Below are 23,235 nucleotides of genomic sequence, written 5' to 3' on the forward strand. Positions count from 1 at the left end.
CGATAATGCGGTTCGCCTGACACACCGCGGTGTCACAATTGCCAGCAAGCCGGCTCCTACAAGGGGGTGTGTTAGTTGCGGGAGATTTCACCCGCTGGCAATTTGTCCTTGCTGCGCCAATGCGGCAGGGAGTTCCAGTAGCGCTGGCCCTTGGCATCGTCGTACATGCCTTCCCAGCGCGCGATGACCAGGACGGCCAGGGCGTTGCCGATCACGTTCAAGGCGGTACGCGCCATGTCCATGATGCGATCGACGCCAGCAATGAACGCCAGGCCTTCCAGGGGAATACCGACGCTGCCCAAAGTGGCCAGCAGCACCACGAACGAGACGCCCGGTACACCGGCGATGCCTTTGGAGGTGACCATCAGGGTCAGCACCAGCAGCAATTGCTGGCTGATCGACAGGTCGATGCCGTAGAGCTGGGCAATGAAGATCGCCGCGATGCTCTGGTACAAGGTCGACCCGTCGAGGTTGAACGAGTAGCCGGTCGGCACCACGAAGCTGCAGATGGCTTTCGGAGCACCGTAGGCTTCCATCTTCTCGATGACACGCGGCAGCACGGTTTCGGAGGAAGCGGTGGAGTAGGCCAGCACCAGTTCGTCCTTGAAGATGCGCATCAGCTTGATCACCGAGAAACCGAACAGGCGAGCGATCAGGCCCAGCACCACGAAGGCGAAGAAGGCAATGGCGACGTAAACCAGGATTACCAGTTTCGCCAGCGGCAGCAGGGAGGCGAAGCCGAAGTTGGCCACGGTCACCGCGATCAGTGCGAAAACGCCGATCGGGGCGTAGTTCATGATCATGTGAGTGACCTTGAACATGCTTTCCGACACGCCCTGGAACATCGTCACCAGCGGGTCGCGCAATTCTGGCTTGAGGCTGGACAGCCCGAGGCCGAACAACACCGAGAAGAAGATGATCGGCAGCATTTCGCCGCGAGCGATGGCTGCGAAGATGTTCGACGGGATCAGGTTGAGGATGGTTTCGATGAACGCGTGTTCATGCTGCACCTCGGCGGCGGTCGCCTGGTACTTGGAAATATCGACGGTGCCGAGCGTGCTCATGTCGATGCCGGCGCCCGGGTGGAACAGGTTGGCCAACACCAGGCCAACGACGATGGCGATCGTAGTAACGATCTCGAAGTAGATGATGGTCTTCAGGCCGATGCTGCCCAGTTTCTTCGCATCACCAACGCCTGCAATCCCGACAATCAACGAGGAGATCACGATCGGGATCACGATCATCTTGATCAGCCGGATAAAGATATCGCCTGCTGGTTGCAGGACATTGCTGATCCACCAGGCCTTCTCGGCACTGAAATGGTTGAGCAGCGCACCGATTGCAATCCCCAATACCAGACCGATGAGGATCTGCCAGGCGAGGCTAAGCTTTGCCTTCTTCATATCTTTACCCTTACTTGCGTTTGACTCAGGCAGATGCAAAAACTGAATCGCTTGTGGCGAAAAAGTCGCAGGCATCTGCCCCCGTATAAGGAGCCCCGGAGCGAGTAGTTATGGCTCTCTGGCAGGCGAAAAAAGGCGCAACTATTCCGATGCAAGGAAGCGACGTCTAATGCCGTAAACGCCTACCCTATGCCGAATCGGCATGAGGTTTTTTGACTGAAAGCGACGTCGCAAATGGTTCGAATGTGCCATTTCGGCAGGCATAGGTGCCGTGAACCGGCCATTCTCGGGCCGGCTGGCTGTTTTTTGATCACTCGCGGGGAGGGGATATTTCAGAATATTCCGACGTTCATCGGTAAGAAATCACAGCAAAATCAGCGACTTTTTTCTCGATGTACGGTCACGCGGAAACCCTGGCAAACGGATTTACCAGAGAAGACAAGGCCAATTGAGAATGATGAAGCGACGCGGAGTGGGATTACTTTGCTCGCGCACATTGCGTGCATAAGCTCTTCGCAAGTCCGTCGTACCCTGGGGAACGGCGAACCTGCGTCGCAGCTTTTTACCTGACCCGGCCCTTGCGCAGGCACTCCCTGTACCCGTAGGTCACTCCGCCCCTGAAACAGGCAGAACGTCCCGACCCCTTGGTCATGCGCCTACCTTCCTCAGGTAGCGCAATGGAAAGAAGCAAGGCTGCTTCTTTCCTGTGACAGATTCAGTACCAGTTCGGATCTTTTTTCAGCTGTTCCATCAGCAGATCCTGCATGCCTTGATCAGGCTTGCCGAGGAAGCGGTAATCGGCATGTCGCGTCGGCGACTTGTCAGCCGGTAATCCCGCAGGCACTTCGACCAGCATGGCGTAGGCATCCTTTTTGTTGAAGCTGACGGCCACGATAAGGCGTTTGTTGAGGCATGTGTCGTGCGTTTCACACAGCGGCCCCACCAGATACTTGTTGCCATCCTCTTCAACGGCATTCATTTGCTCGGCGTCACCGGACAGGTTCATCACCCATTCCGGCAGGCGTTCTTCCTTCTTCACCACGCCTTGCCAGGTGTCGTGGAACTGCGGGTCTGCACTCAACAGCTGGTTGACCCGCGTCTGGCCGTCATTGGCTGCCACTGCGATGGCACTGCCGCCCAGGAGCAGGGCGGCTGCCAACGTTTTTAGTGAAACGTTCATCTTTAACCTCGACCGCGACGGCCGAAGAAGAACGAAGCAATGAACATCACCAGGAACACGACAAAGAGAATCTTGGCGATACCCGTGGCGGTGCCCGCGATACCACCGAAGCCCAATACTGCAGCGATGATGGCAATGATCAAGAATGTGATTGCCCAGCTCAACATGGTGATTCTCCTTACGCTTCTATTTAGAGGTGTTGCTCGTGGTGCATGTCCCGGCGCATCAAACGCGCCAAGTTCGTGTGTTTAAAACACCCAACGTTCCTGACGCGGCATCTCGTTCACAGGCTGAGCCTGGTCGACGTCCATCATTCGCATTGGGGCGCTATCGACGGAATTGCTACTGACGGCGCTGAAGTGGGTTTGCGTCGGATGTTGAATCGATACGCGCGGCGCTTCTGGCTGCTGGCCCTGCTCCCAACGCTGAAACTGCTGGCCACCGATCAAAGTGATCAAAAGCGCCAGAACAGCAAACAGGCCTTGCTGGATATGCAGTGGCGAGATACGCAATTGGGCGGCACGTTGGCGACTCATCCTGAAGCTCCTCCCACATTGTGGTGATCTTGTTGAGGGCAACTGTCTGAATGCCCTGGGTAGACAGACTATTGCAGCCCGCATGCCAGCTTTTCTCGATAAAAAAAACCAATAAAATCAATAAGATAACTTGATGGCGAAAATCATGTCGGACGCATCCTGCACGATGGACCTTTTCGTGTCGTGCGTAATGCACGATAAACACGTAGGAACTTTCAGAATTTTTGAATTGGGAGTAGGGCGGAGATGTCTGAAGGAAAGTCGGAAAACCCGTGAAAACCGGCCATCCGATAAAAAAACAACAAAATCAGCGAATTAGCCGTAGGGTTAACAGATAGCTATCCTGATGTAGTCGAAATCGACCAGAATCTACCATGCAACTTGCCCGATTTTTCCGGGACTAACCAAGATCATTCTTTAAGGAGCGTAGGAAAATGGAATCAGCCACCGAGCATCAAGGCCGCATTCTGCTGGTGGACGATGAGTCCGCCATCCTGCGAACGTTCCGTTATTGCCTCGAAGACGAGGGTTACAGCGTTGCCACGGCCAACAGCGCAGCTCAGGCTGATGCGCTGCTGCAACGTCAGGTCTTCGACCTGTGCTTCCTGGATTTGCGCCTCGGTGAGGACAATGGCCTGGATGTACTGGCGCAAATGCGCATTCAGGCACCGTGGATGCGTGTGGTGATCGTCACCGCTCATTCGGCCGTGGATACCGCGGTGGACGCGATTCAGGCAGGCGCGGCTGATTATCTGGTCAAGCCGTGCAGTCCGGATCAGTTGCGCCTGGCGACCGCCAAGCAACTGGAAGTCCGGCAATTGTCAGCCCGTCTGGAAGCGCTGGAAGGGGAGGTTCGCAAACCCAAGGACGGTCTTGATTCCCATAGCCCGGCGATGAAAGTGGTGCTGGAAACCGCCCGTCAGGTGGCCAGCACCGATGCCAACATCCTGATTCTGGGCGAATCCGGGACCGGTAAAGGTGAACTGTCCCAAGCTATTCACGGCTGGAGCAAGCGCGCGAAGAAATCCTGCGTCACCATCAACTGCCCGTCGCTGACGGCGGAACTGATGGAAAGCGAACTGTTCGGTCACAGCCGTGGCGCGTTCACCGGCGCCAGCGAAAGCACGCTCGGTCGAGTCAATCAGGCCGACGGCGGCACGCTGTTTCTCGACGAGATCGGCGACTTTCCCCTGACGTTGCAGCCGAAGTTGCTGCGTTTCATCCAGGATAAGGAATATGAGCGCGTCGGCGACCCGGTCACCCGCCGTGCCGATGTGCGGATTCTCGCCGCCACCAACCTCAATCTTGAAGACATGGTGCGCGACGGCCGTTTCCGTGAAGACTTGCTCTATCGCCTGAACGTCATCACCTTGCATCTGCCACCGTTGCGCGAACGCCGGGAGGATATCCTGAACCTGGCCGATCGCTTTCTGGCGCGCTTCGTCAAGGAGTACGCGCGTCCGGCACGAGGCTTCAGCGATGAGGCCCGTGAAGCGCTGCTGAGCTATCGCTGGCCGGGGAACATCCGTGAGCTGCGCAACGTGGTGGAGCGGGCGAGCATCATCTGCCCACAGGAGCGCGTCGAGATCAGCCACCTGGGCATGGCCGAGACGCCGGTCAACAATGCGCCGCGGATCGGCGCGGCACTGAGTCTGGACGAGTTGGAGAAGGCGCACATCGGCGCGGTACTGGCCACCGCCGACACATTGGACCAGGCCGCCAAGACACTGGGTATTGACGCTTCGACGCTGTATCGCAAACGCAAGCAGTACAACCTGTGAGTCCCGCCCGATGAAACTGGCGATGAAGTTGCGTACTCGGCTTTTCCTGAGTATTTCCGCACTGATCACCGTAGCGCTGCTCGGCCTGCTGCTCGGGCTGGTTAGCGTCATGCAGATGGCGGGAACCCAGGAAGCGCTGGTACGCAACAACTTCGTCACCCTGGACCTGGGGCTCAAATTGCGCCAGACCCTGGGCGATCAATTGATTCTGATGTTGGGTGGCAAAACCGATGCCGTGGCATTTGAAGCCTCGAAGCAGCATTACCTGGAACTGCTGGAGGAAGGCATCGCCCATGATCAGGGGGGAGAGAAGCACGAATATGGCTTCTTGCAGGCCAAGAACGATTACCTGAATTTTCTCCAGGCACTGGACCAGTCCCGTGATCCGTCCCATGTGCTGAGTGGCAATGAAGACCTCACCGAAAAATTCAACGTGTTGCGCAACGGGCTGATCACCGAGCATAAGCACGCCCTGGACAGCATCAATGAAACCCAGCGCCAGGCTCGCGATCGGGCCTTGCTGATTGCCGGTCTGCTCGGCCTGGTCGGGTTGGCGGTGTTGATTATCGGCTTCGTGACCGCCCATGCGATCGCACGGCGTTTCGGTGCCCCGATCGAAGCCTTGGCCAAAGCCGCCGACCACATTGGCCAAGGCAACTTCGAAGTGACCCTGCCGATTTCCTCGGCGGTAGAGATGAACCAGTTGACCAAGCGCTTCGGGATAATGGCCGAGGCCTTGCGTGAACATCAGGCCACCAACATCGACGAGCTGCTCGCAGGTCAGCAGAGGTTGCAAGCGGTACTCGACGGTATCGACGATGGCCTGTTGATGATCGACCGCGAAGGCCATCTGGAACACCTCAACCCGGTGGCGCAGCGCCAATTGGGCTGGGACAGCGACCGTCTCGGCCAAGGGCTGGGCTCGGCCCTCGAGCGTCCGGAGCTGGATCAACAGCTGCAACTGGTGTTGCGCGGCGGCACGCTGGAGCGGGCCCCTGAAGACCTGAGTATCGAGGTCGATGGCGAGTCGCGGCTGCTGACGTACAGCCTGACACCGGTCAGCCATACCCAAGGGCATATCCTCGGCGCAGTGATGGTGTTGCATGACGTCACCGAGCAGCGCGCGTTCGAGCGGGTGCGCAGCGAGTTTGTCTTGCGCGCGTCCCATGAGTTGCGCACGCCGGTCACCGGGATGCACATGGCGTTCGGCCTGTTCCGTGAGCGCGCGCATTTTCCTGCCGACTCGCGGGAAGCGGATCTGCTGGACACCGTGAATGAAGAAATGCAGCGCTTGATGCAGTTGATCAACGACCTGCTGAATTTCTCGCGCTACCAGAATGGCTTGCAGAAACTCACGCTGGCGCCGTTCTCTATCGAGGAGCTGCTGGAGCAGGCCCGGTCGCGGTTTGCCGATTCGGCGCAGGAGAAGGGCATCGATTTGTTGGTGGAAGTGCAGGGCCCGCTGCCATGGCTGCAGGCTGACCAGCCGCAGCTGGACCGGGTGCTTGATAACCTGATCGACAACGCGTTGCGCCATACCAACGCGGGTGGCCAGATCCGCTTGCAGGCCCGGCGCCATGGCGAACGGGTGATTATCAGCGTCGAGGACAACGGCGAAGGCATTGCCTATGGTCAGCAAGGGCGGATCTTCGAGCCTTTCGTCCAGGTCGGGCGCAAGAAGGGCGGCGCGGGGCTGGGCCTGGCACTGTGCAAGGAAATCGTACAGTTGCACGGTGGGCGGATGGGCGTTTATTCGCGGCCGGGGCAGGGCACACAGTTCTATATGGCGCTGGCGGTTTAAGCGTGTTTACGCTTCGTCATCCAGGCGTCGGACCGCGAGGCGCCGACCGCGGGTGATCAGTTCGATGAGCTGCACGGCGCTCAACGCATGGGCGAACAACCAGCCCTGCCCGAACTTCACACCTTCACTGCTCAGGAATACTGCCTGGGCTTCATGTTCGATGCCCTCGGCAATCACCTTGAGATGCAGCGACTGAGCCATGTGAATGATGTGCGGCGCGACGCCGCTGCTGGCCGCGTCATGTCCTAGCGCATCGATAAACGCCTTGTCGATTTTCAGACAATCCACCGGCAAGGTTTGCAGATAGGCGAGGCTGCAATAGCCGGTGCCAAAGTCGTCGATCAACACCTGATGCCCGACGTCGCGCAAGGCCTGGAGGTTTTCCCGCGCCACCACCACATCGACCAGTCCGCGCTCGGTGACCTCAAAAGCGATCTGTCGCGCCGCCACTCGGTGCAAGGTCAGTAATCGAGCCATCACCTGGCCGATCCGGGGCACCATCACATCGCAGGCCGCCAGGTTGACCGAGATATAAAGCTGCGGATTGGCGCGCAGCAGATGACCAAGTTGTTCCAGCAGACGTTGCAGGACGAAGTCGGTCATCTGGCGTATCTGCCCGGTGTTCTCCGCCATCGGAATGAACAGGTCGGGGCTGGTCAGAGTCCCGTCCGGCCTGCGCCAGCGCAACAAGGCTTCGGCCCCGACACAGTTGCGGCTGTCGAGGTCGAAGATTGGTTGATACAGCACCTGCAACTCGCCGCGGCGGATCGCGCCAGCCAATTCTGCATCCAGTGACTGTCGCTGGCGCACCAGCAGAAACACCATGAAGCCCACCAGACACCCCAGCGCCAGACTGCCCGGTATCAGCCACCACCAGGTGTTGGGCACTTGTCTGCCGTTGCGCGGGGAGATCAACACCAATTGGTATTCAGGGCTCTTGGTGGCCATGCGATAAATCAAGCGCGTCGGGGTTACTTGCAGCGCATCGGTGCTTTTCGGTGGCCAAGGCTCGGTTGGCGGCCAGACTTGCGCGGAGCCCAGCACAGGAATCGCGCGCGTGCCGCGGTCGAGTATCACCAGGAGGCTGCTGCCCGGCGACAGGTCGACCATGTCGGTCAAATGGCCGCGAGAGGTCGCGACGCGGAAGTTGCCACGTCCGAGCATAAGCGCGGCGCGGTTTTCATCCGGTTCGGTGGTGGTGTTGAGCCAGTAACTGTAGGTGGGGTCCCTGATGTCCGGTGCGCGTGCCAGCGACAATCCCTCCTGGCGCGGACGGTTGGAGCAGATCCGCGAGGCGTCCATATACGCGGCTTCGTAGACGAAACGGTAATTGAAGGTCACCTGCTGCAACGTGGCGATCATTTCGGCGTCGCAGGTTCGCAGCGGCTGCGCCTCCAGATCATCGAGGCTCTCGCGCAGCTGCCCGAACAACTGCTCCAGGCGCGCAAGAAAGCGCTCGCCCTGGGCGTTCATTTCCAGGCTTTCATTTTGCTCGACCTGATGAATGGCCACGAACAGGCTGAGCGCCAACAACACAGCACTGCTCAAGGCAGCAGCCAGCATCGCCAAAAACAAAGGGCGATAGAACCAGCTACGAAACGTCTCTCGAGCAGCAGGCATATTGGAATATCCGAAGAATTACCAATGAGTTATAGCTGCTGATTGAGAAAAAGCCCTTACCGTCGGGCGGGCGTCATTATTTTGTCTGATTCAATACTTGAAGCAGCGCTGCCGTTTGCGCGTCCGGCATGCCGTCGAAGCGTGAAGGCCGGAAGTGCATCTGAAAGGCTGCGATCACGTGACGGGTCGCGACATCCAGTTCACCGGTTTGCGGTGTGGCATAGCCGAGGCGGGCCAACTGGCCTTGAAACCAGCTGATACTCGGCAGTTCTACTTCAAACTGTGCTTGCTGGCGTGCAACAGCCTGTTCGTTCGGCCAGATACCAAGGCCTTCGGCCGCCAGGCGCTTCCAGGGAAACAGCGGCCCCGGATCGACCTTGCGCAGCGGTGCGATGTCGCTATGGCCAATGATGCTGCGGGGGTTGATGGCGTAGCGCTTGCTGATGTCTTTGAGCAGGACGATCAACGACTGGATCTGAGCCTCGCTGTAGGGAATCCACAGACGCCCGCCGTTCGGGGCGTCCTTGAATCCTGGATTGACGATTTCGATGCCGATTGAACTGGAGTTCAGCCAGGTCCGGCCCTGCCATTCACTTTCTCCGGCATGCCAGGCGCGCAGGCTTTCATCCATCAACTTATAGATCGTGGCGTTTTTGTCGTCGCCGATCAGGTAATGGCTGCTGACTTCGCCATGGGTCAGCAATTGCAGCGAACGTTCCAGCGAGGCGGAAGTGTAGTGCACCACCACGAACTGAATGCGGCTGTCGTGATTGGCGGAAGGGTGGCTGGTGTCGAATCTGGGGCCGCTGGTGCAACCGGCCAACAGAATTAGCGACACGATGAGAGCAAGACATTTCATGGCAGAAGAGGATACGCGCAAGACAGTAATGCAACAGTGTAACGTACTGCCTTGCGCCACGACGGCGAACGGGCGCATTTAAAACAAAATGGAACAATTGACGGTCAGCCAGGCTCGATGCGATTTCGGCCAGCGTTTTTGGCGCGGTACAGCGCCTGATCGGCCCTTTTGAGCACCAGGTCGCTGTGTTCGCCGGGCCTGAACGCGGTCATCCCTATGGAAACGGTGATGGTCACCGGCTCGCTCTTGAAGTGGAACGGACAGGCCTCGATCGACGCGCGCAGGTTTTCCAGCAATTTCGCTCCTGCCGCCGGCACGGTATCGGGCATCAGCAGGACAAACTCTTCACCGCCGAACCGGGCGACGAAATCGGTTCCCCGCAGGCGTTTGCGCAACACGTTGGCGATGATCTTCAGCACCTTGTCACCCGCCAGGTGACCGTAGTTGTCGTTGATGCGCTTGAAGTGATCGAGGTCGAGCATGGCCAGCAACAGGGTGTTGCCGTGCCGCTGCCATTCGCTCATCTCGTGATCGAGCCGTTCGCTCCAGGCCGCCCGGTTGGGTAGGCCGGTCAACGGGTCGATCAAGGCTTTCTGGCGCTGCTCTTCGAGATGCTCGCGATAGCCTTGGGCTTCCTGTTCCATATGCGCCACGCGTTCAGCCAGACCTTTGAGACGGGCCGCGACTTCCTGCTCACGCTTGTCGCGCTGCTGCTGGTATTGATCCATGGTTCCGAGCAGGCCCTCGAGGTGGTTTTCGAGGACGTGCTTGAGGTCGTCGAGGTCCGCCGCTTGCTGCATGCTGTTCTGCAAGCCGTCGACCTGCTCGCGGATGTGTGTATCCAGTTCAAGCGCGGCCGAGCGGTTGTCCGCATGGCCGTCACTGGCGGCTTGCAGATTGCTCTGGAACGACTCCAGGCGTTCATTGAGCTGCTGCAGGTAGACTTCGAATTCATGCTGGCCGCTGTCATTGATCGCCAGCATCAAGGTGGCCAGATCATCGAGAATGGGCAGCAGTTCGTACCAGTTCAACCCGTTTTGCAGGCGCTCGCGCATGGCTTCGGCTTGCGGGCGATGCCGCTCGGGTAGCGACAGGTCGTCCAGCAGGCCCAGCAGGGTGTCTTCGATATGCTTGGCGACGGAGCTGTAGGAAGGCTCCGGCGAATCGGGCAGGGCATAGAGAATATCGTGTTCAGGTTGGTCCGGATCGATGGCGGACAATGCCTGGGCCATGGCGGAGGGCAGGGGCAGGCGGTCGAGGAATACCGTCGGGATCAGCTCATCCGGGTTGATTGGCGGTTGTGCCGGAGCCATCGCGGTAGCGGGTGTCGGTTGCTCACCGTGTGCTGCTTCCGCAGGGGGCTCAAGCTGAGGCTCATGAACGGGGGGGACAAAAGTCACGACTTCAGCGGGTGGCGGCGTTACAGGTGCTTCAACCTCCGGCGGCACGGGCTCGACAGGTTGGTCGAGTGAAGACGTTATACGTGGCTCGTCGACGACGGGCACGGGTTCGACGGTCGCTGGTGACGGCTCGGGAAATACCGCCGCCGCCGCTTCGGCAGGCACCGGGGCGGGCACCTGCGCCTCCGGGTGCGCCGCGGGCTGTGGAGATTCCTCCACCTCTCGGCTGCCAAACAAACGCTGCAACAAACCTGGGCGACCGGATTCCGCGGGGCTCTCCAACTGACTCAAGGCTTTGCCTTGCAGCCCGCTGAGTTCGCTGAGCAGCAACGGGATCTCGCGCGCCTGGCTGACGCGTCCATCCAGGGTTTTGGCGAAGTTCTTGAGTGGCCGGCTGACTTCTCGCGGCAACGGCAGGGTTTGCAGTTGCGCCACCAGCGCGGTCAGCGCCGCACTGGTCTGATTGACCCGGGTTTCGCGGCGCTGCTCAGAGTCGAGCACGGCTTTTTCCAGCCTTGGGAGCAACGCTGCCAGCCCCGCATCCATTTCATTGGTGCGGATGACTTCGCGCATTTCTTTCATGCACTGGTCAACGGCGCGGTCGGTGCCCTCGGCCGCCAGGGTGCTGCGCACCAGTCCGCGCCGCAGCAAGTCGAGCCTGGCCTCCCAGCGACGTTCGAGCTTTTCCTGTTGTTCGATGCTTTTGAGGTATTTCTCTTTCCAGCGCTGTGCGTCGTCGCTCATTCATGGGTTCCGCGAGGGGGCAGGACTCAACGCGGGCAATGCATCGGCCGTGAGCGAACCTGGCAGACGAATCTCTACCGCGACCGGCAGGTGATCGGAAATGGGGTGTGCCAACACTTCGACCTTTTCCAGCGTCAGGGTCGGGCTCAGCAAAATGTGGTCCAGGCAGCGCTGCGGGCGCCAGCTGGGGAACGTCGCTTCCAGTTGCGGCGCCAGCAGGCCGAGGTCGCGCAACGGAGAGTTTTGCAGCAGGTCGCTGGCGTGAGTGTTCATGTCGCCCATCAGCACCTGATGCTTGTAGTTGCCGATCAACTCGCGGATGTAAGCCAGTTGCATGCTCCGGGCGCGGGAGCCCAGCGCCAGATGCATCATGACCACCACCAGTGCGTCCGGACCTTCACCGAAGCGCACCAGGATCGCCCCGCGACCCTTGGGCCCCGGCAGCGGATGATCTTCAATCGCCCAGGGGCGCAGGCGGCTGAGCACGCCATTGCTGTGCTGGCCGAGGCGACCGAGGTTGCGATTGAGTTGTTGATACCAGTAGGGGAAGGCGCCGAGCTGGGCCAGGTGTTCCACCTGGTTGACGTAGCCCGACCTCAGGCTGCCGCCATCGGCTTCCTGCAGGGCGACCAGATCGAAGTCGCCCAGCAGGTTGCCGATCTTCTGCAGATTGTCGGCACGTCCGGTGTGCGGCAACAGGTGTTGCCAGCTCCGTGTCAGGTAGTGCCGGTACCGCGCGGTACTGATGCCGACCTGGATGTTGAAGCTGAGCAATCGCAGACGGCTGTCTGCGGGCAGCCCCGTGGATTCCAGGTGATGTTCATTGACCCGCGGATCATGCAGGCCAACGACGCGATCGGTTCCCCAGCGGCGCATGGCGGTCGCCGCGCTTAGTTGGCGGCAGCCTTGTTAGCCGCTCGCTCTTTGTCGACCAGCTTGTCGGCCAGTTGCAGGGCTTGCTCGGCGCCGCCGGCAGAGCCCACGTCGAAGCGATACTTGCCATTGACGATCAGGGTTGGCACGCCGGAGATTTCATATTTCTTGGCCAATTCGCGGGCCTGGACGATCTTGCCCTTGATGGCGAAGGAATCGAAGGTCGCCAGGAACTTGTCTTTGTCTACGCCCTGGGTGGCCAGGAAGTCGGCCATTTCATTCTTGTCGATGAGCTTCTTGTGCTCTTTCTGGATCGCGTTGAAGACCGCTGCGTGAACCTTGCTCTCGACGCCCATGGCTTCCAGGGTCAGGAACATCTGGCCGTGTGCATCCCATGGGCCGCCGAACATGGCGGGGATGCGTACGAAGTTGACGTCGGAAGGCAGCTTCTCGACCCAAGGATTGATCACCGGTTCAAACGCGTAGCAGTGCGGGCAGCCGTACCAGAACAGCTCCACCACTTCGATTTTGCCAGGCACGGCGACCGGAACCGGATTGCTCAGTTCAACGTAAGGGGCGGCGGGTGCTTCGACGGCTTGTGCAGTCATGCCGAACAGGCTGGCAGCGACGAGTGCGGCGCTGATGATCAGATTACGCATGCTTTACTCCTGGACAAATTGGGTCGCCTCGCGCGACCTGTTTTCAGACAGGTCATGGCGGGCTTGAGTTCTGTAGTGTAACGGCAGCGGCCACAAAAAAGGGCAGCCTGAGCCACCCTTTTTATACTTGCTGCGACGGATTAATAGAGCGTTAACGTTGCAGGAGATACAGGTCCCGCGCGCTGCCCTGTTCGCCGGTCTTAATGCAGGCCGTTGATGTAGCTGGCCACGGCGGCGATATCTTCGTCGCTCAGGCGCTTGGCGATGGTCTGCATGGTTTTGGTGTCGCCGTCGTTGGTGCGACCGCCTTCTTCCTTGCGGAAATCGGTCAGTTGCTTGGCGATGTATTGAGCGTGCTGGCCGCCCAGGTGCGGGAAGCCGGCAGCGGCGTTGCCCGCGCCATTCGGCGAATGGCAACCGGTGCAGGCCGGCAGACCCTTGGCCAGATCGCCACCACGGAACAAGGCTTCACCGCGAGCCACGATTTTAGGATCGGCGGCGCCCACGCTGCCTTTCTGGCTGGCGAAGTAGGCGGCGATATCGGCCAGGTCCTGATCGCTCAGGTTGGTCAGCAGCCCGGTCATTTCCAGTACCGTGCGTTTGCCGGACTTGATGTCGTGCAGCTGCTTGTTCAGATAACGCTCGCCCTGACCCGCCAGTTTCGGAAAGTTAGGCGCCATGCTGTTGCCATCCGGGCCATGACAGGCGCCACATACTGCGGCTTTCGCCTGACCAGCAGTTGCATCACCTGCAGCATGGGCTATGCCGGAGATCCCCACGGTCAACAGCAGACTCACGATCAATTTGTTCATCAGCTAATCCAACTACGGCTAAGGGTTAAAGAGTTATGGACCGGGATCACTCGCTCATCCACTGGATGATGGCCTGGTAATCCTCGGCACTGCAGTCCATGCACAAACCACGCGGCGGCATCGCCTTGAAACCCTGGGTCACGTGTTGCACCAGCGTCTCCATACCTTTCGCCAACCTCGGCGTCCAAGCTTCCTGATCGCCCTTTCGGGGCGCCATGGGGAGTTGGCCGGAATGACAGGCACCACAAACACGGTTGTACACAGCTTCCGGATCCTGTGTAGCCTGAGCGCCATGAAGCGGCATCAAGAGACCGGCAGCCAGCAGCCATTTCGTCATAAAACGACCTTTTCAGGGTTGAGAGCGTTCTGCGTTCTGGTGCGCAATCAAGGTCAATCGCTCTCGTGAACTTCATCCTACGCTGGGACAAAGCGCACACAAAATCTGCGGCATTATATACTGGCGCTACTGAAACGGAAACGACACCGCTTGCCGCGTCCATTCCCGGCGCCGCCCACATCGGAAATCCCATGCAACTCAAGAACCCCATCCTCGGCCTGTGCCAACAGTCCACCTTCATGCTCAGCGCTGCCAAAGTCGACCAATGTCCCGACGACGAAGGCTTTGAAGTGGCCTTCGCCGGGCGCTCCAACGCCGGTAAATCCAGCGCGTTGAACACCCTGACGCATGCCAGCCTGGCGCGGACCTCGAAAACCCCGGGTCGCACGCAACTCTTGAACTTCTTCAAGCTAGACGATGATCGTCGTCTGGTCGACCTGCCGGGCTACGGTTATGCAAAAGTACCCATCCCGCTGAAGCTGCACTGGCAGCGTCACCTGGAAGCTTATCTGGGCGGTCGCGAAAGTTTGAAAGGTCTGATCTTGATGATGGACATCCGTCATCCAATGACCGACTTCGATGTGTTGATGCTCGACTGGGCCGTGGCCAGCGGCATGCCAATGCACATTTTGCTGACCAAGGCAGACAAGCTGACCTACGGCGCGGCGAAGAACGTGCTGCTGAAGGTTCAGTCGGACATTCGCAAGGGCTGGGGCGACGCCATCAGCATTCAGCTGTTTTCGGCACCGAAGCGCCTCGGGCTGGAAGACGCCTACACTGTATTGGCAGGCTGGATGGAGCTGGCGGACAAGGGCGCCGAGCCCGCGGAATAAGCCCGTTACAAAACCGCGGGCAAAAAAAACCCCGGACTTCTTATGGGGAGGGGGAAGTTCCGGGGTTCAAGTTCCGGACCGCTAGGGCGGGGTCCAGATTATCTGCCAACACTTAACACAACATAGGAGCATCGAACGGCTTCACCAGCCATTCAGTTACTCTGAGTCGCAGTTCACAGGTTTAGTTCCAGCGCTTCAAAAACCATTTGAAATAAGCCGCTTCGATTTCCGAAATAAGCGTGCTCAGCCGCGGCGCTATGCCGCAGCAAGACAGCTTTTTGTAGGAGCGAGCAAGCTCGTTCCTACAGGCGTTTTAGTGAGCCTCGTCCCAGTTATTGCCTACGCCCACTTCCACCAGCAGCGGTACGTCCAGCTTCGCCGCTTCGCTCATGTGCACGCGAATGTCCCCGCGAACCTGATCGACCAGGTCTTCGCGCACCTCCAGCACCAATTCATCGTGCACCTGAAGGATGACCCTGGCGTCCAGACCGGAGGTCGTCAGCCAGTTATCCACAGCCACCATGGCTTTCTTGATGATATCCGCCGCGGTGCCTTGCATTGGCGCGTTGATCGCCGTGCGTTCGGCGCCTTTGCGCAGGGCCGGGTTTTTCGCGTTGATCTCCGGCAGGTACAGGCGTCGACCGAAGATGGTTTCGACGAAACCTTGCTCGGCCGCCTGGGCGCGGGTGCGTTCCATGTACTCCAGCACACCCGGGTATCGGGCGAAATAGCGGTCGATGTAGGCCTGGGATTGTTTGCGGTCCACGCCGATCTGCTTGGCCAGGCCAAACGCGCTCATGCCGTAGATCAAACCGAAATTGATCGCCTTGGCGCTGCGACGCTGATCCGTGGTGACCTCTGCTAGTTCGACGCCAAAGACTTCGGCAGCGGTGGCTCGGTGCACGTCCAGATCATTGCGGAAGGCGTGCAGCAGACCTTCGTCCTTGGCCAGGTGAGCCATGATCCGCAGTTCGATTTGCGAGTAGTCCGCCGCTAGCAGCTTGTAGCCTTTGGGCGCGACGAACGCCTGACGAATGCGACGACCTTCGGCGGTGCGGATCGGAATGTTCTGCAGGTTCGGATCGATGGACGACAAGCGTCCCGTGGCCGCGACGGCCTGCTGATAGTTGGTGTGGATGCGGCCCGTGCGAGTGTTGATCTGCTCGGGCAGGCGGTCGGTGTAAGTGCTTTTTAGTTTGCTCAGCGAGCGGTACTGCATCAGCACCTTGGGCAGCGGGTAGTCCTGTTCCGCCAACTCGGCCAACACCGCTTCGGCCGTCGAGGCCTGGCCCTTGGCGGTTTTGCTGAGGACTGGCAAACCGAGTTTTTCGTACAGGATGACGCCCAATTGCTTCGGCGAGCCGAGGTTGAATTCCTCGCCGGCGATGGCAAATGCCTCACGCTCCAGCGCAACCAGCTTCTCGCCCAGCTCCACGCTTTGAATGCCCAGCAGTTTCGCGTCCACCAGCGCGCCTTGCCGTTCAATCCGGGCGAGCACGGGCATCAGGGGCATTTCGATTTCGTTCAGCACCTTGCCCAGGCTTGGCGTTGCCGCCAGTTTTTCCTGCAAGGCCAGATGCAGGCGGAACGTGACATCGGCATCTTCGGCTGCATACGGGCCCGCCAGCTCAAGCGAGAGCTGATCAAAGGTCAGCTGCTTGACGCCCTTGCCGGCGATTGCCTGAATGTCGGTCTTGCTCTGGCCCAGGTACTTGAGCGCAAGGCTGTCCATGTCGTGCCGGGTGGCGGTCGAATCGAGTACGTAGGACTCGAGCATGGTGTCGTAGGCAATGCCCTGCACCGTGATTCCGTTGTTCTGATCGCCGCCGATTGCGCAGTTGGCGAGGATGTTGGTATCGAACTTGGCGTGCTGGCCGACCTTCAGCTTGTTCGAGTTTTCCAGCAACGGCTTCAATGCCAGGAGAACAGTGTCGCGATCCAGCTGTTCGGGCACGCCCATGTAGGAATGGGTCAGCGGAATGTAGGCCGCTTCGTCGGCAGCAACGGAAAACGACAAGCCCACCAGCTGCGCGTGCTGCGCATCGGTGCCGTTGGTTTGCGTGACGAACGCGATCAGCGGCGCCTTGTCGAGTTTGCCCAGCCAGGCTTCGAAGCGCTGCATGTCGAGGATGGTTTCGTACTTCGCTTCGACCGCGCCCGGCTGCTCCTGAGCAACCTCGACAATCTCCTGGCCTGATCGCTTGGCGTCGCGCTGGTTCTCTTCGAACCAGCTCTTGAACTCCAGCAGGGTGTAAAGCTCGGCGAGTTTGTCGTGATCGGGCTGACCCATTTTCAGGTCATCGAGCTCGATGTCCAGCGGCACGTCGATCTTGATCGTCGCCAGCTGATAGGAGAGGAACGCCATCTCCTTGTGCTCTTCGAGCTTGGCCGGCAGGGTTTTTGCGCCACGAATCGGCAGGGTCGGGACTATGTCGAGCTGGGCGTACAGCTCGGTCAGGCCGCCGTTCACGCCCACCAGCAAGCCGGAAGCGGTCTTCGGACCAATGCCCGGAACGCCTGGGATGTTGTCGGAAGAGTCGCCCATCAGTGCCAGATAATCGATGATCTGCTCGGGAGCGACGCCGAATTTCTCCTTCACGCCCTCCACGTCCAGCGCGCTACCGGTCATGGTGTTGACCAAGGTAATGTGGCCGTCGACCAGTTGCGCCATGTCCTTGTCGCCGGTGGAGATGATCACTGGACGGTCGGCCGCGGCGCTGCTGCGGGCCAGGGTGCCGATCACATCATCGGCCTCGACGCCTTCGACGCACAGCAGCGGGAAGCCGAGGGCTTTCACGCTGTCGTGCAGAGGCTCGATCTGCACGCGCATGTCGTCGGGCATGCTCGGGCGGTTGGCCTTGTATTCGGCGTACATGTCATCGCGAAACGTCCCACCTTTGGCGTCGAATACCACGGCGAACGGGCTGTCCGGGTACTGCTTGCGCAGACTCTTGAGCATGTTCAGGACGCCTTTGACCGCTCCGGTCGGCAGACCTTTGGACGTAGTCAGCGGCGGCAGGGCGTGAAAGGCCCGGTACAGATAAGAAGAACCGTCCACCAGGACGAGGGGGGCTTGGCTCATGAGCAGGATCAACCTTTTCGGCGGGTCCGGCGCTAGAATAGCGGGACCGTTGACGACAAAGGGACAAGGTTATCATGCGCACACTAAATCGCCTGTTGCTGGCTGGCTTGTTTGTATTCACCCCGTTGGCCGTCATGGCGGCGGATGACGCACCCTCGGCAGACCCGGACGTCACGATCCGCACGGAAGGCGATAAAACCATTCAGGAGTACCGCCAAAACGGCTTCCTGTATGCAATCAAGGTCACGCCGAAGGGTGCGCCACCGTATTTCCTGGTGCGCGCGGATGGTACCGATGCAAACTTCATCCGCTCGGATCAGCCGGATATGCTGATTCCGTCGTGGAAGATTTTTGAATGGAAGTAGTTTCTTAATTTCAATCGGCGTCGGCTCGAGCAGCGGCGCCCGTACTGGCAGTTAAAACATGTCTGTGTTCACCCCGCTGGCTCGGCCCGAGCTGGAAACCTTTCTCGCCCCATACGGGCTCGGCCGCCTGCTTGATTTCCAGGGGATTGCCGCCGGTAGCGAAAACACCAATTTCTTTATCAGCCTGGAGCAGGGCGAATTCGTCCTGACCCTGGTCGAGCGCGGTCCGGTCCAGGAGATGCCGTTCTTCATCGAACTGCTGGACGTGCTGCATGACGCCAACCTGCCGGTGCCGTACGCCTTGCGCACCACCGACGGCGTCGCCCTGCGCGAACTGGCGGGCAAGCCTGCCTTGCTGCAACCACGCCTGGCCGGCAAGCACGTCAAGCAAGCCAACGCCCAGCATTGCGCCCAGGTCGGCGAGTTGCTCGGTCACCTTCACCTGGCGACCCAGGCCAGGATGATCAAGCGCAAAACCGATCGTGGCCTGGACTGGATGCTGGAAGAGGGTAAGCAGTTTCTTTCGCACCTGAATGCCGAGCAGAAAGATCTGCTGGAAAAGGCGCTGGACGAAATCACCCTGCAGAAAGAGAAAATTCTGGCGTTGCCACGGGCGAACATCCACGCGGACCTGTTCCGCGACAACGCGATGTTCGAGGGCACGCACCTGACCGGGCTGATCGATTTTTATAACGCCTGCTCGGGGCCGATGCTCTATGACGTGTCGATTGCGTTGAACGACTGGTGTTCGGATGACGCCGGTTTGATCGACGGACCGCGTGCACGGGCGTTGCTGGGAGCGTATGCCGCGCTGCGGCCGTTCACCGCGGCCGAAGCAGAATTGTGGCCGACCCTGCTGCGGGTGGCGTGCGTGCGCTTCTGGCTGTCGCGGTTGATTGCCGCGGAGTCATTCGCCGGGCAGGACGTGTTGATTCACGATCCGATGGAGTTTCAGCTGCGGTTGGCGCAACGGCAAAAAGTCAGCACGCCGTTGCCCTTCGCCCTTTAAAAGCTTCGCGAGCAAGCCCGCTCCCACATTTGTTCTGTGTACACCGTTCGAATGTGGGAGCGGGCTTGCTCGCGAATGCGGACAACACGACTTCCGGCCTACAACGACTCCAGGCACCCCGCCAGATCATTCCCCAGCTTCTCCAGCACCTGCTCATACCCCTGAGCCGTCGCTGGCGTGTACCCGCCCAGCGCGTCCAGTTCCGCCAACTTCACCGGCAACCCCGCCACCAACGTTTCGGCCAGGCGCGGACGCAATGGCGGTTCGCTGAACACACAGGTCTTGCCGACTTCCTGCAATCGAGTACGCATCGCCGCGACGTGCTGCGCCCCCGGCTGCACTTCGGCCGCGACGCTGAACACGCCGGTATGCTTCAGGCCGTAGGCGTCCTCGAAGTAGTCGAACGCTTCATGGAAGACAAAGTACGGTTTGCCGGCGATTCCGGCCAGCCGCGCCTTCAAGCGCAGGTCCAGCGCATCCAGGCGATCGTCGAACGCCTTGAGATTGCTCTGGTAGCGCGCCGCGTTGGCCGGATCGGCAGCGCTCAGGTCTGCGGCCATTTTCGCCGCGATCACCCGAGCGTTGGCCGGCGATAACCACAAGTGTGCATCGAGGCTGCCGGGACGGTGATCGTGGTCATGCTCGTCGGCTTCTTCGGCGTGGGACTGGCTGTCCTCGGCGAACCGACGCAATTTCAGCCCCGGCAAATCCTGCACGGCGACGCTCGGCAGCGTACGACCATTCAGCACGCGAGGCAGGAAGCCTTCCATGTCCGGGCCGATCCAGTAAACCAGGTCCACCGACTGTACCTTCCGTACGTCGGACGGGCGCAGCGCATAGTTATGCGGCGAAGCGCCGGGCGGCAGCAGCACTTCCGGGATCGCCACGCCATCCTGCACCGCAGCGGCAATCAGCTGCAGGGGCTTGATGCTGGTGAGGACGCTGACTTCAGCGTGAGCCGGGCCGATGAAGAGAAAACTGGCGACAAATGCGACAAAGAAAGAAAAAAGTCGGGACACGATGACCACTCGAAGAGGCGAGAACGGGTAACATAATAACGTCTCTCACAACACTCGTCGCCGCTCATGCCTAAAACACCGATTGCCAGCCGTCCCCACGACCACTCTCATTGCGTCCATAGCGCTCTGTCTGAGGCCGATACCCTGTGCGCACGTCAGGGCTTGCGCTTGACGGCTTTGCGTCGGCGGGTGCTGGAACTGGTGTGGCAGAGCCACAAGCCGCTGGGTGCCTACGACATTCTCGCGGTGCTCAGCGAGCAGGACGGCCGCCGCGCGGCGCCGCCGACCGTGTACCGCGCGCTGGATTTCCTGCTGGAAAACGGCCTCGTGCACCGCATTTCCTCGTTGAACGCCTTCGTCGGCTGCAATCACCCGGAGCACGCCCACCAAGGTCAGTTCCTGATCTGCCGCGAATGCCACGCCGCCATCGAACTCGAACAGAAATCCATCAGCGACGCGATCGTCGGCAGCGCCGGGGAGGTCGGGTTCATCGTTGAGGGCCAGACCGTTGAAGTGGTCGGTCTCTGCTCGGGTTGCCAGGGGGCTTGATGAGCAACGCGTTGATCCGCCTCGAGCAGGTTGCCGTCACGTTCGCCGGGCAGAACGTGCTGGATAACATCGAGCTGAGTGTCGAGCCGGGGCAGATCGTCACGCTGATCGGCCCCAATGGTGCCGGCAAGACCACGTTGGTGCGGGCGGTGTTAGGCCTGTTGAAGCCGGACAGCGGCAGTGTGTGGCGCAAGCCGAAACTGCGGGTCGGTTACATGCCGCAAAAACTTCACGTCGACCCAACGCTGCCGCTGTCGGTGCTGCGCTTTCTGCGGCTGGTGCCGGGTGTGGATCGCCCTCGCGCTTTGGCGGCGCTCAAGGAAGTCGGCGCCGAGCAGGTCATCGACAGTCCGGTGCAAAGCGTTTCCGGCGGTGAAATGCAGCGGGTGCTGCTGGCCCGGGCCTTGTTGCGCGAGCCGGAGTTGCTGGTGCTGGACGAACCCGTGCAGGGCGTCGATGTCGCCGGTCAAGCCGAGCTGTACAGCTTGATCACCCGTCTGCGTGACCGCCATGGCTGCGGCGTATTGATGGTTTCCCATGATTTGCATCTGGTCATGAGCACGACCGACCAGGTGGTCTGCCTCAACCGTCACGTCTGCTGCTCCGGTCATCCCGAACAGGTGAGCGGCGATCCGGCTTTCGTCGAGCTGTTCGGAAAAAACGCACAAAGCCTGGCGATTTATCACCACCATCACGACCACGCCCACGATCTGCATGGTTCGGTGGTCACCGCCGCCTCGGCGGCTCAACCCCATGTTCACGGAGATGGCTGCAAGCATGGCTGATTTTCTGCTTTACGCCCTGCTTGCAGGCCTGGCCCTGGCGCTGGTCGCGGGCCCGTTGGGGTCTTTCGTGGTCTGGCGGCGCATGGCGTACTTCGGCGACACCTTGTCCCACGCGGCCTTGCTCGGCGTGGCGCTGGGCTTCCTGCTGGATGTCAGCCCGACGGTGGCGGTGACCGTCGGTTGCCTGCTGCTGGCAGTACTGCTGGTGACCCTGCAACAACGTCAACCGCTGGCGTCCGACACCCTGTTGGGAATTCTCGCACCGAGTACGCTCTCTCTCGGCCTGGTCGTACTAAGCTTCATGCACGAAGTACGGATCGACCTGATGGCGTACCTGTTCGGCGACCTGCTGGCGATCAGTCCGACCGATCTGGCATGGATTCTCGGCGGCAGTGCGGCGGTGCTCGCGTTGTTGATCACGTTGTGGCGACCGTTGCTGGCGATCACGGTGCACGAAGAGTTGGCGCGAGTGGAAGGCTTGCCGGTGCCAGCGCTACGCCTGACCTTGATGTTGCTGATCGCCGTGGTGATCGCCGTGGCGATGAAAATCGTCGGTGTATTGCTGATCACATCGCTGCTGATCATCCCCGCGGCTGCGGCACAACGCCACGCCCGATCGCCGGAACAGATGGCGCTGGGCGCGAGCCTGCTGGGTATGCTCGCGGTGTGTGGCGGGTTGGCGTTGTCCTGGTTCAAGGACACCCCGGCGGGCCCGTCGATTGTGGTGACGGCGGCCGCGCTGTTTCTGCTGAGTTTTGTCCTGCCCCGTCGAGGGGTGTAGACTTGCTCGTTTTTTGCGCAAATAGAGAGTCGCAGGAATGAAGCCGTTCGCCTCCCGTTATCTGCTCCTTGTCGCATTTTCGCTGCTACTAGGGGCCTGTCAAAGCACGCCACCGGCGGCCCCTGGGGCCACTGATGCACGGGCCACGGCCATCGCACAGCTCGAGCAAAGCCTCGCCAGCAGCGAACTGGCCACCGCCGAGGATCAACTGGCGGCGTTGCAGGCCGAGTCACCCAACGATCAATCCCTTGAGCAATACCAGCGGCAACTGGCCGAAGCCTATCTGCGCCGTAGCCAGATCGTGCTGCAAAAAGGTGATGTGAATGCCGCGGCGACAGCACTGAGCCGTGCCCGGGCGCTGATGCCCAAGGCGCCGGCACTGACCGGCGGTGTCAACAACGCCATCGTCAACGCGCGCAAGGCTGAGCTGGATAAAGCCGAAGCCGCGCTCAAGGCGGCAGAAGCCAGGCCGCCGGCAAAGGTGATCGACCCGACCGCGGAAAGCACCACGGTGGCGTTGAACCTCACCGATATGGCCAAGCTTCGTCGGCAGCTCGATGCGATTGCCGCGGATACGGTGAATTATCAGTGTGACGTGAGCATTCAGGTGCCACGGACCCAGGATTACCCATGGTTGGCCACGTTGCTGACCAAGCGGGTGAAGAAGCTGGATTCGGGCTTTGACCTGAATGTGCAGAAGCAGATTGTGCGCAATATCCCGGCACAAATCGTCTTGAGTCCGCGTAAACCCTGAAAAGCGTCGCGGGTAAGCCCGCTCCCCCATTAGACCGCGTTCTTGCGAACAAC

At 60.1% G+C, this 23,235-nt stretch carries 22 protein-coding genes; 9 read left to right on the forward strand and 13 right to left on the reverse strand.

Annotated elements, in window-relative coordinates:
• Window positions 1-71 precede the first annotated feature (71 nt).
• The 4 genes from gltP to NTD84_RS24700 form a co-directional block, all read right to left on the reverse strand.
• Window positions 72-1,403, reverse strand: a complete 1,332-nt coding sequence (gene gltP / locus NTD84_RS24685; RefSeq protein ID WP_262171044.1) for a glutamate/aspartate:proton symporter GltP — start codon at window positions 1,401-1,403, stop codon at window positions 72-74.
• A gap of 715 nt (window positions 1,404-2,118) precedes the next feature.
• Window positions 2,119-2,583 carry an inhibitor of vertebrate lysozyme family protein gene (locus NTD84_RS24690; RefSeq protein WP_262171047.1) on the reverse strand — a complete coding sequence of 155 codons (465 nt, stop codon included), beginning with the start codon at window positions 2,581-2,583 and terminating at the stop codon, window positions 2,119-2,121.
• Between the two features lie 2 nt (window positions 2,584-2,585).
• The gene (locus NTD84_RS24695; RefSeq protein WP_003177151.1) at window positions 2,586-2,750 is read right to left on the reverse strand and encodes a DUF1328 domain-containing protein; all 165 of its coding nucleotides are present in this window, start codon (window positions 2,748-2,750) and stop codon (window positions 2,586-2,588) included.
• Window positions 2,751-2,831: 81 nt separating this feature from the next.
• The gene (locus tag NTD84_RS24700) at window positions 2,832-3,119 is read right to left on the reverse strand and encodes a hypothetical protein (RefSeq protein WP_262171049.1); all 288 of its coding nucleotides are present in this window, start codon (window positions 3,117-3,119) and stop codon (window positions 2,832-2,834) included.
• Between the two features lie 434 nt (window positions 3,120-3,553).
• Between NTD84_RS24700 and algB the strand changes: the two genes are divergently transcribed.
• Together algB and NTD84_RS24710 are read left to right on the forward strand one after the other, a co-directional pair.
• Window positions 3,554-4,900 carry a sigma-54-dependent response regulator transcription factor AlgB gene (gene algB / locus NTD84_RS24705; RefSeq protein WP_084317523.1) on the forward strand — a complete coding sequence of 449 codons (1,347 nt, stop codon included), beginning with the start codon at window positions 3,554-3,556 and terminating at the stop codon, window positions 4,898-4,900.
• Between the two features lie 10 nt (window positions 4,901-4,910).
• Complete coding sequence (locus tag NTD84_RS24710) at window positions 4,911-6,701, forward strand: KinB sensor domain-containing domain (RefSeq protein WP_262171053.1); 1,791 nt, start codon at window positions 4,911-4,913, stop codon at window positions 6,699-6,701.
• Window positions 6,702-6,707: 6 nt separating this feature from the next.
• On the opposite strand, the gene NTD84_RS24715 is transcribed toward NTD84_RS24710, so the two are convergent.
• The 7 genes from NTD84_RS24715 to NTD84_RS24745 all read right to left on the reverse strand — a co-directional run bounded on the left by NTD84_RS24715 (window position 6,708) and on the right by NTD84_RS24745 (window position 14,005).
• Window positions 6,708-8,321, reverse strand: coding sequence for an EAL domain-containing protein (locus tag NTD84_RS24715; protein ID WP_262171055.1), 1,614 nt, complete (start codon window positions 8,319-8,321; stop codon window positions 6,708-6,710).
• A gap of 76 nt (window positions 8,322-8,397) precedes the next feature.
• Window positions 8,398-9,180 (reverse strand): N-acetylmuramoyl-L-alanine amidase, encoded by a 783-nt coding sequence (locus NTD84_RS24720; RefSeq protein ID WP_262171058.1) that lies wholly within the window; start codon window positions 9,178-9,180, stop codon window positions 8,398-8,400.
• A gap of 104 nt (window positions 9,181-9,284) precedes the next feature.
• Window positions 9,285-11,324: a GGDEF domain-containing protein gene (locus NTD84_RS24725; protein ID WP_262171061.1), complete on the reverse strand. Its 2,040-nt coding sequence runs from the start codon at window positions 11,322-11,324 to the stop codon at window positions 9,285-9,287.
• Entirely contained in the window at window positions 11,325-12,200 is an 876-nt protein-coding gene (locus NTD84_RS24730; protein WP_262171064.1) for an endonuclease/exonuclease/phosphatase family protein, read from the reverse strand. It lies immediately after the preceding gene.
• 14 nt (window positions 12,201-12,214) lie between these two features.
• Complete coding sequence (locus NTD84_RS24735) at window positions 12,215-12,856, reverse strand: thiol:disulfide interchange protein DsbA/DsbL (protein WP_262171065.1); 642 nt, start codon at window positions 12,854-12,856, stop codon at window positions 12,215-12,217.
• A 200-nt stretch (window positions 12,857-13,056) separates the two neighbouring features.
• The gene (locus tag NTD84_RS24740) at window positions 13,057-13,668 is read right to left on the reverse strand and encodes a c-type cytochrome (protein ID WP_262171068.1); all 612 of its coding nucleotides are present in this window, start codon (window positions 13,666-13,668) and stop codon (window positions 13,057-13,059) included.
• 46 nt (window positions 13,669-13,714) lie between these two features.
• Window positions 13,715-14,005 (reverse strand): c-type cytochrome, encoded by a 291-nt coding sequence (locus tag NTD84_RS24745; RefSeq protein ID WP_262171071.1) that lies wholly within the window; start codon window positions 14,003-14,005, stop codon window positions 13,715-13,717.
• A 191-nt stretch (window positions 14,006-14,196) separates the two neighbouring features.
• Here NTD84_RS24745 and yihA point away from each other — a divergent pair, with 191 nt between their 5' ends.
• On the forward strand, window positions 14,197-14,838 hold the full coding sequence (yihA, locus tag NTD84_RS24750) for a ribosome biogenesis GTP-binding protein YihA/YsxC (protein ID WP_262171074.1): 642 nt from the start codon (window positions 14,197-14,199) through the stop codon (window positions 14,836-14,838).
• 313 nt (window positions 14,839-15,151) lie between these two features.
• Here the strand turns inward: yihA and polA are convergent, their stop codons facing one another.
• Window positions 15,152-17,920, reverse strand: coding sequence for a DNA polymerase I (polA, locus tag NTD84_RS24755; protein ID WP_262171076.1), 2,769 nt, complete (start codon window positions 17,918-17,920; stop codon window positions 15,152-15,154).
• Between the two features lie 74 nt (window positions 17,921-17,994).
• Here polA and NTD84_RS24760 point away from each other — a divergent pair, with 74 nt between their 5' ends.
• Both NTD84_RS24760 and NTD84_RS24765 read left to right on the forward strand, forming a co-directional pair.
• Window positions 17,995-18,285: a DUF2782 domain-containing protein gene (locus NTD84_RS24760; protein ID WP_262171079.1), complete on the forward strand. Its 291-nt coding sequence runs from the start codon at window positions 17,995-17,997 to the stop codon at window positions 18,283-18,285.
• 58 nt (window positions 18,286-18,343) lie between these two features.
• Window positions 18,344-19,294 carry a homoserine kinase gene (locus NTD84_RS24765; RefSeq protein ID WP_262171082.1) on the forward strand — a complete coding sequence of 317 codons (951 nt, stop codon included), beginning with the start codon at window positions 18,344-18,346 and terminating at the stop codon, window positions 19,292-19,294.
• A 98-nt stretch (window positions 19,295-19,392) separates the two neighbouring features.
• On the opposite strand, the gene NTD84_RS24770 is transcribed toward NTD84_RS24765, so the two are convergent.
• On the reverse strand, window positions 19,393-20,313 hold the full coding sequence (locus NTD84_RS24770; protein WP_262171085.1) for a zinc ABC transporter substrate-binding protein: 921 nt from the start codon (window positions 20,311-20,313) through the stop codon (window positions 19,393-19,395).
• A 66-nt stretch (window positions 20,314-20,379) separates the two neighbouring features.
• On the opposite strand from NTD84_RS24770, the gene zur reads away from it, so the two are divergent.
• The 4 genes from zur to NTD84_RS24790 are packed head-to-tail and all read left to right on the forward strand — an operon-like array spanning window position 20,380 to window position 23,182.
• Window positions 20,380-20,862 (forward strand): zinc uptake transcriptional repressor Zur, encoded by a 483-nt coding sequence (gene zur, locus NTD84_RS24775; RefSeq protein WP_262171087.1) that lies wholly within the window; start codon window positions 20,380-20,382, stop codon window positions 20,860-20,862.
• Complete coding sequence (znuC, locus tag NTD84_RS24780; protein WP_262171089.1) at window positions 20,862-21,647, forward strand: zinc ABC transporter ATP-binding protein ZnuC; 786 nt, start codon at window positions 20,862-20,864, stop codon at window positions 21,645-21,647. Before zur ends, znuC begins: the two co-directional genes overlap by 1 nt.
• Window positions 21,640-22,428: a zinc ABC transporter permease subunit ZnuB gene (znuB, locus tag NTD84_RS24785; RefSeq protein ID WP_150630694.1), complete on the forward strand. Its 789-nt coding sequence runs from the start codon at window positions 21,640-21,642 to the stop codon at window positions 22,426-22,428. The genes znuC and znuB overlap by 8 nt, the downstream gene beginning before the upstream one ends.
• Window positions 22,429-22,465: 37 nt before the next feature.
• Complete coding sequence (locus NTD84_RS24790; RefSeq protein WP_262171093.1) at window positions 22,466-23,182, forward strand: PA5502 family lipoprotein; 717 nt, start codon at window positions 22,466-22,468, stop codon at window positions 23,180-23,182.
• Window positions 23,183-23,235 lie beyond the last annotated feature (53 nt).

Source organism: Pseudomonas sp. 14P_8.1_Bac3 (assembly GCF_025466085.1).
In the GTDB taxonomy this organism is placed as follows: domain Bacteria; phylum Pseudomonadota; class Gammaproteobacteria; order Pseudomonadales; family Pseudomonadaceae; genus Aquipseudomonas.

Bases quoted from the DNA above. Each gene is read 5' to 3' on its own strand.
- znuB (WP_150630694.1), top strand. From the start codon at position 21,640: ATGGCTGATTTTCTGCTTTACGCCCTGCTTGCAGGCCTGGCCCTGGCG.
- znuC (WP_262171089.1), top strand. From the start codon at position 20,862: ATGAGCAACGCGTTGATCCGCCTCGAGCAGGTTGCCGTCACGTTCGCC.
- NTD84_RS24725 (WP_262171061.1), bottom strand. From the start codon at position 11,324: ATGAGCGACGACGCACAGCGCTGGAAAGAGAAATACCTCAAAAGCATC.
- NTD84_RS24695 (WP_003177151.1), bottom strand. From the start codon at position 2,750: ATGTTGAGCTGGGCAATCACATTCTTGATCATTGCCATCATCGCTGCA.
- NTD84_RS24710 (WP_262171053.1), top strand. From the start codon at position 4,911: ATGAAACTGGCGATGAAGTTGCGTACTCGGCTTTTCCTGAGTATTTCC.
- NTD84_RS24740 (WP_262171068.1), bottom strand. From the start codon at position 13,668: ATGAACAAATTGATCGTGAGTCTGCTGTTGACCGTGGGGATCTCCGGC.
- zur (WP_262171087.1), top strand. From the start codon at position 20,380: ATGCCTAAAACACCGATTGCCAGCCGTCCCCACGACCACTCTCATTGC.
- NTD84_RS24715 (WP_262171055.1), bottom strand. From the start codon at position 8,321: ATGCCTGCTGCTCGAGAGACGTTTCGTAGCTGGTTCTATCGCCCTTTG.
- NTD84_RS24730 (WP_262171064.1), bottom strand. From the start codon at position 12,200: ATGCGCCGCTGGGGAACCGATCGCGTCGTTGGCCTGCATGATCCGCGG.
- NTD84_RS24765 (WP_262171082.1), top strand. From the start codon at position 18,344: ATGTCTGTGTTCACCCCGCTGGCTCGGCCCGAGCTGGAAACCTTTCTC.
- gltP (WP_262171044.1), bottom strand. From the start codon at position 1,403: ATGAAGAAGGCAAAGCTTAGCCTCGCCTGGCAGATCCTCATCGGTCTG.
- yihA (WP_262171074.1), top strand. From the start codon at position 14,197: ATGCAACTCAAGAACCCCATCCTCGGCCTGTGCCAACAGTCCACCTTC.
- NTD84_RS24735 (WP_262171065.1), bottom strand. From the start codon at position 12,856: ATGCGTAATCTGATCATCAGCGCCGCACTCGTCGCTGCCAGCCTGTTC.
- NTD84_RS24760 (WP_262171079.1), top strand. From the start codon at position 17,995: ATGCGCACACTAAATCGCCTGTTGCTGGCTGGCTTGTTTGTATTCACC.
- NTD84_RS24720 (WP_262171058.1), bottom strand. From the start codon at position 9,180: ATGAAATGTCTTGCTCTCATCGTGTCGCTAATTCTGTTGGCCGGTTGC.
- NTD84_RS24745 (WP_262171071.1), bottom strand. From the start codon at position 14,005: ATGACGAAATGGCTGCTGGCTGCCGGTCTCTTGATGCCGCTTCATGGC.
- NTD84_RS24790 (WP_262171093.1), top strand. From the start codon at position 22,466: ATGAAGCCGTTCGCCTCCCGTTATCTGCTCCTTGTCGCATTTTCGCTG.
- NTD84_RS24700 (WP_262171049.1), bottom strand. From the start codon at position 3,119: ATGAGTCGCCAACGTGCCGCCCAATTGCGTATCTCGCCACTGCATATC.
- algB (WP_084317523.1), top strand. From the start codon at position 3,554: ATGGAATCAGCCACCGAGCATCAAGGCCGCATTCTGCTGGTGGACGAT.
- polA (WP_262171076.1), bottom strand. From the start codon at position 17,920: ATGAGCCAAGCCCCCCTCGTCCTGGTGGACGGTTCTTCTTATCTGTAC.
- NTD84_RS24690 (WP_262171047.1), bottom strand. From the start codon at position 2,583: ATGAACGTTTCACTAAAAACGTTGGCAGCCGCCCTGCTCCTGGGCGGC.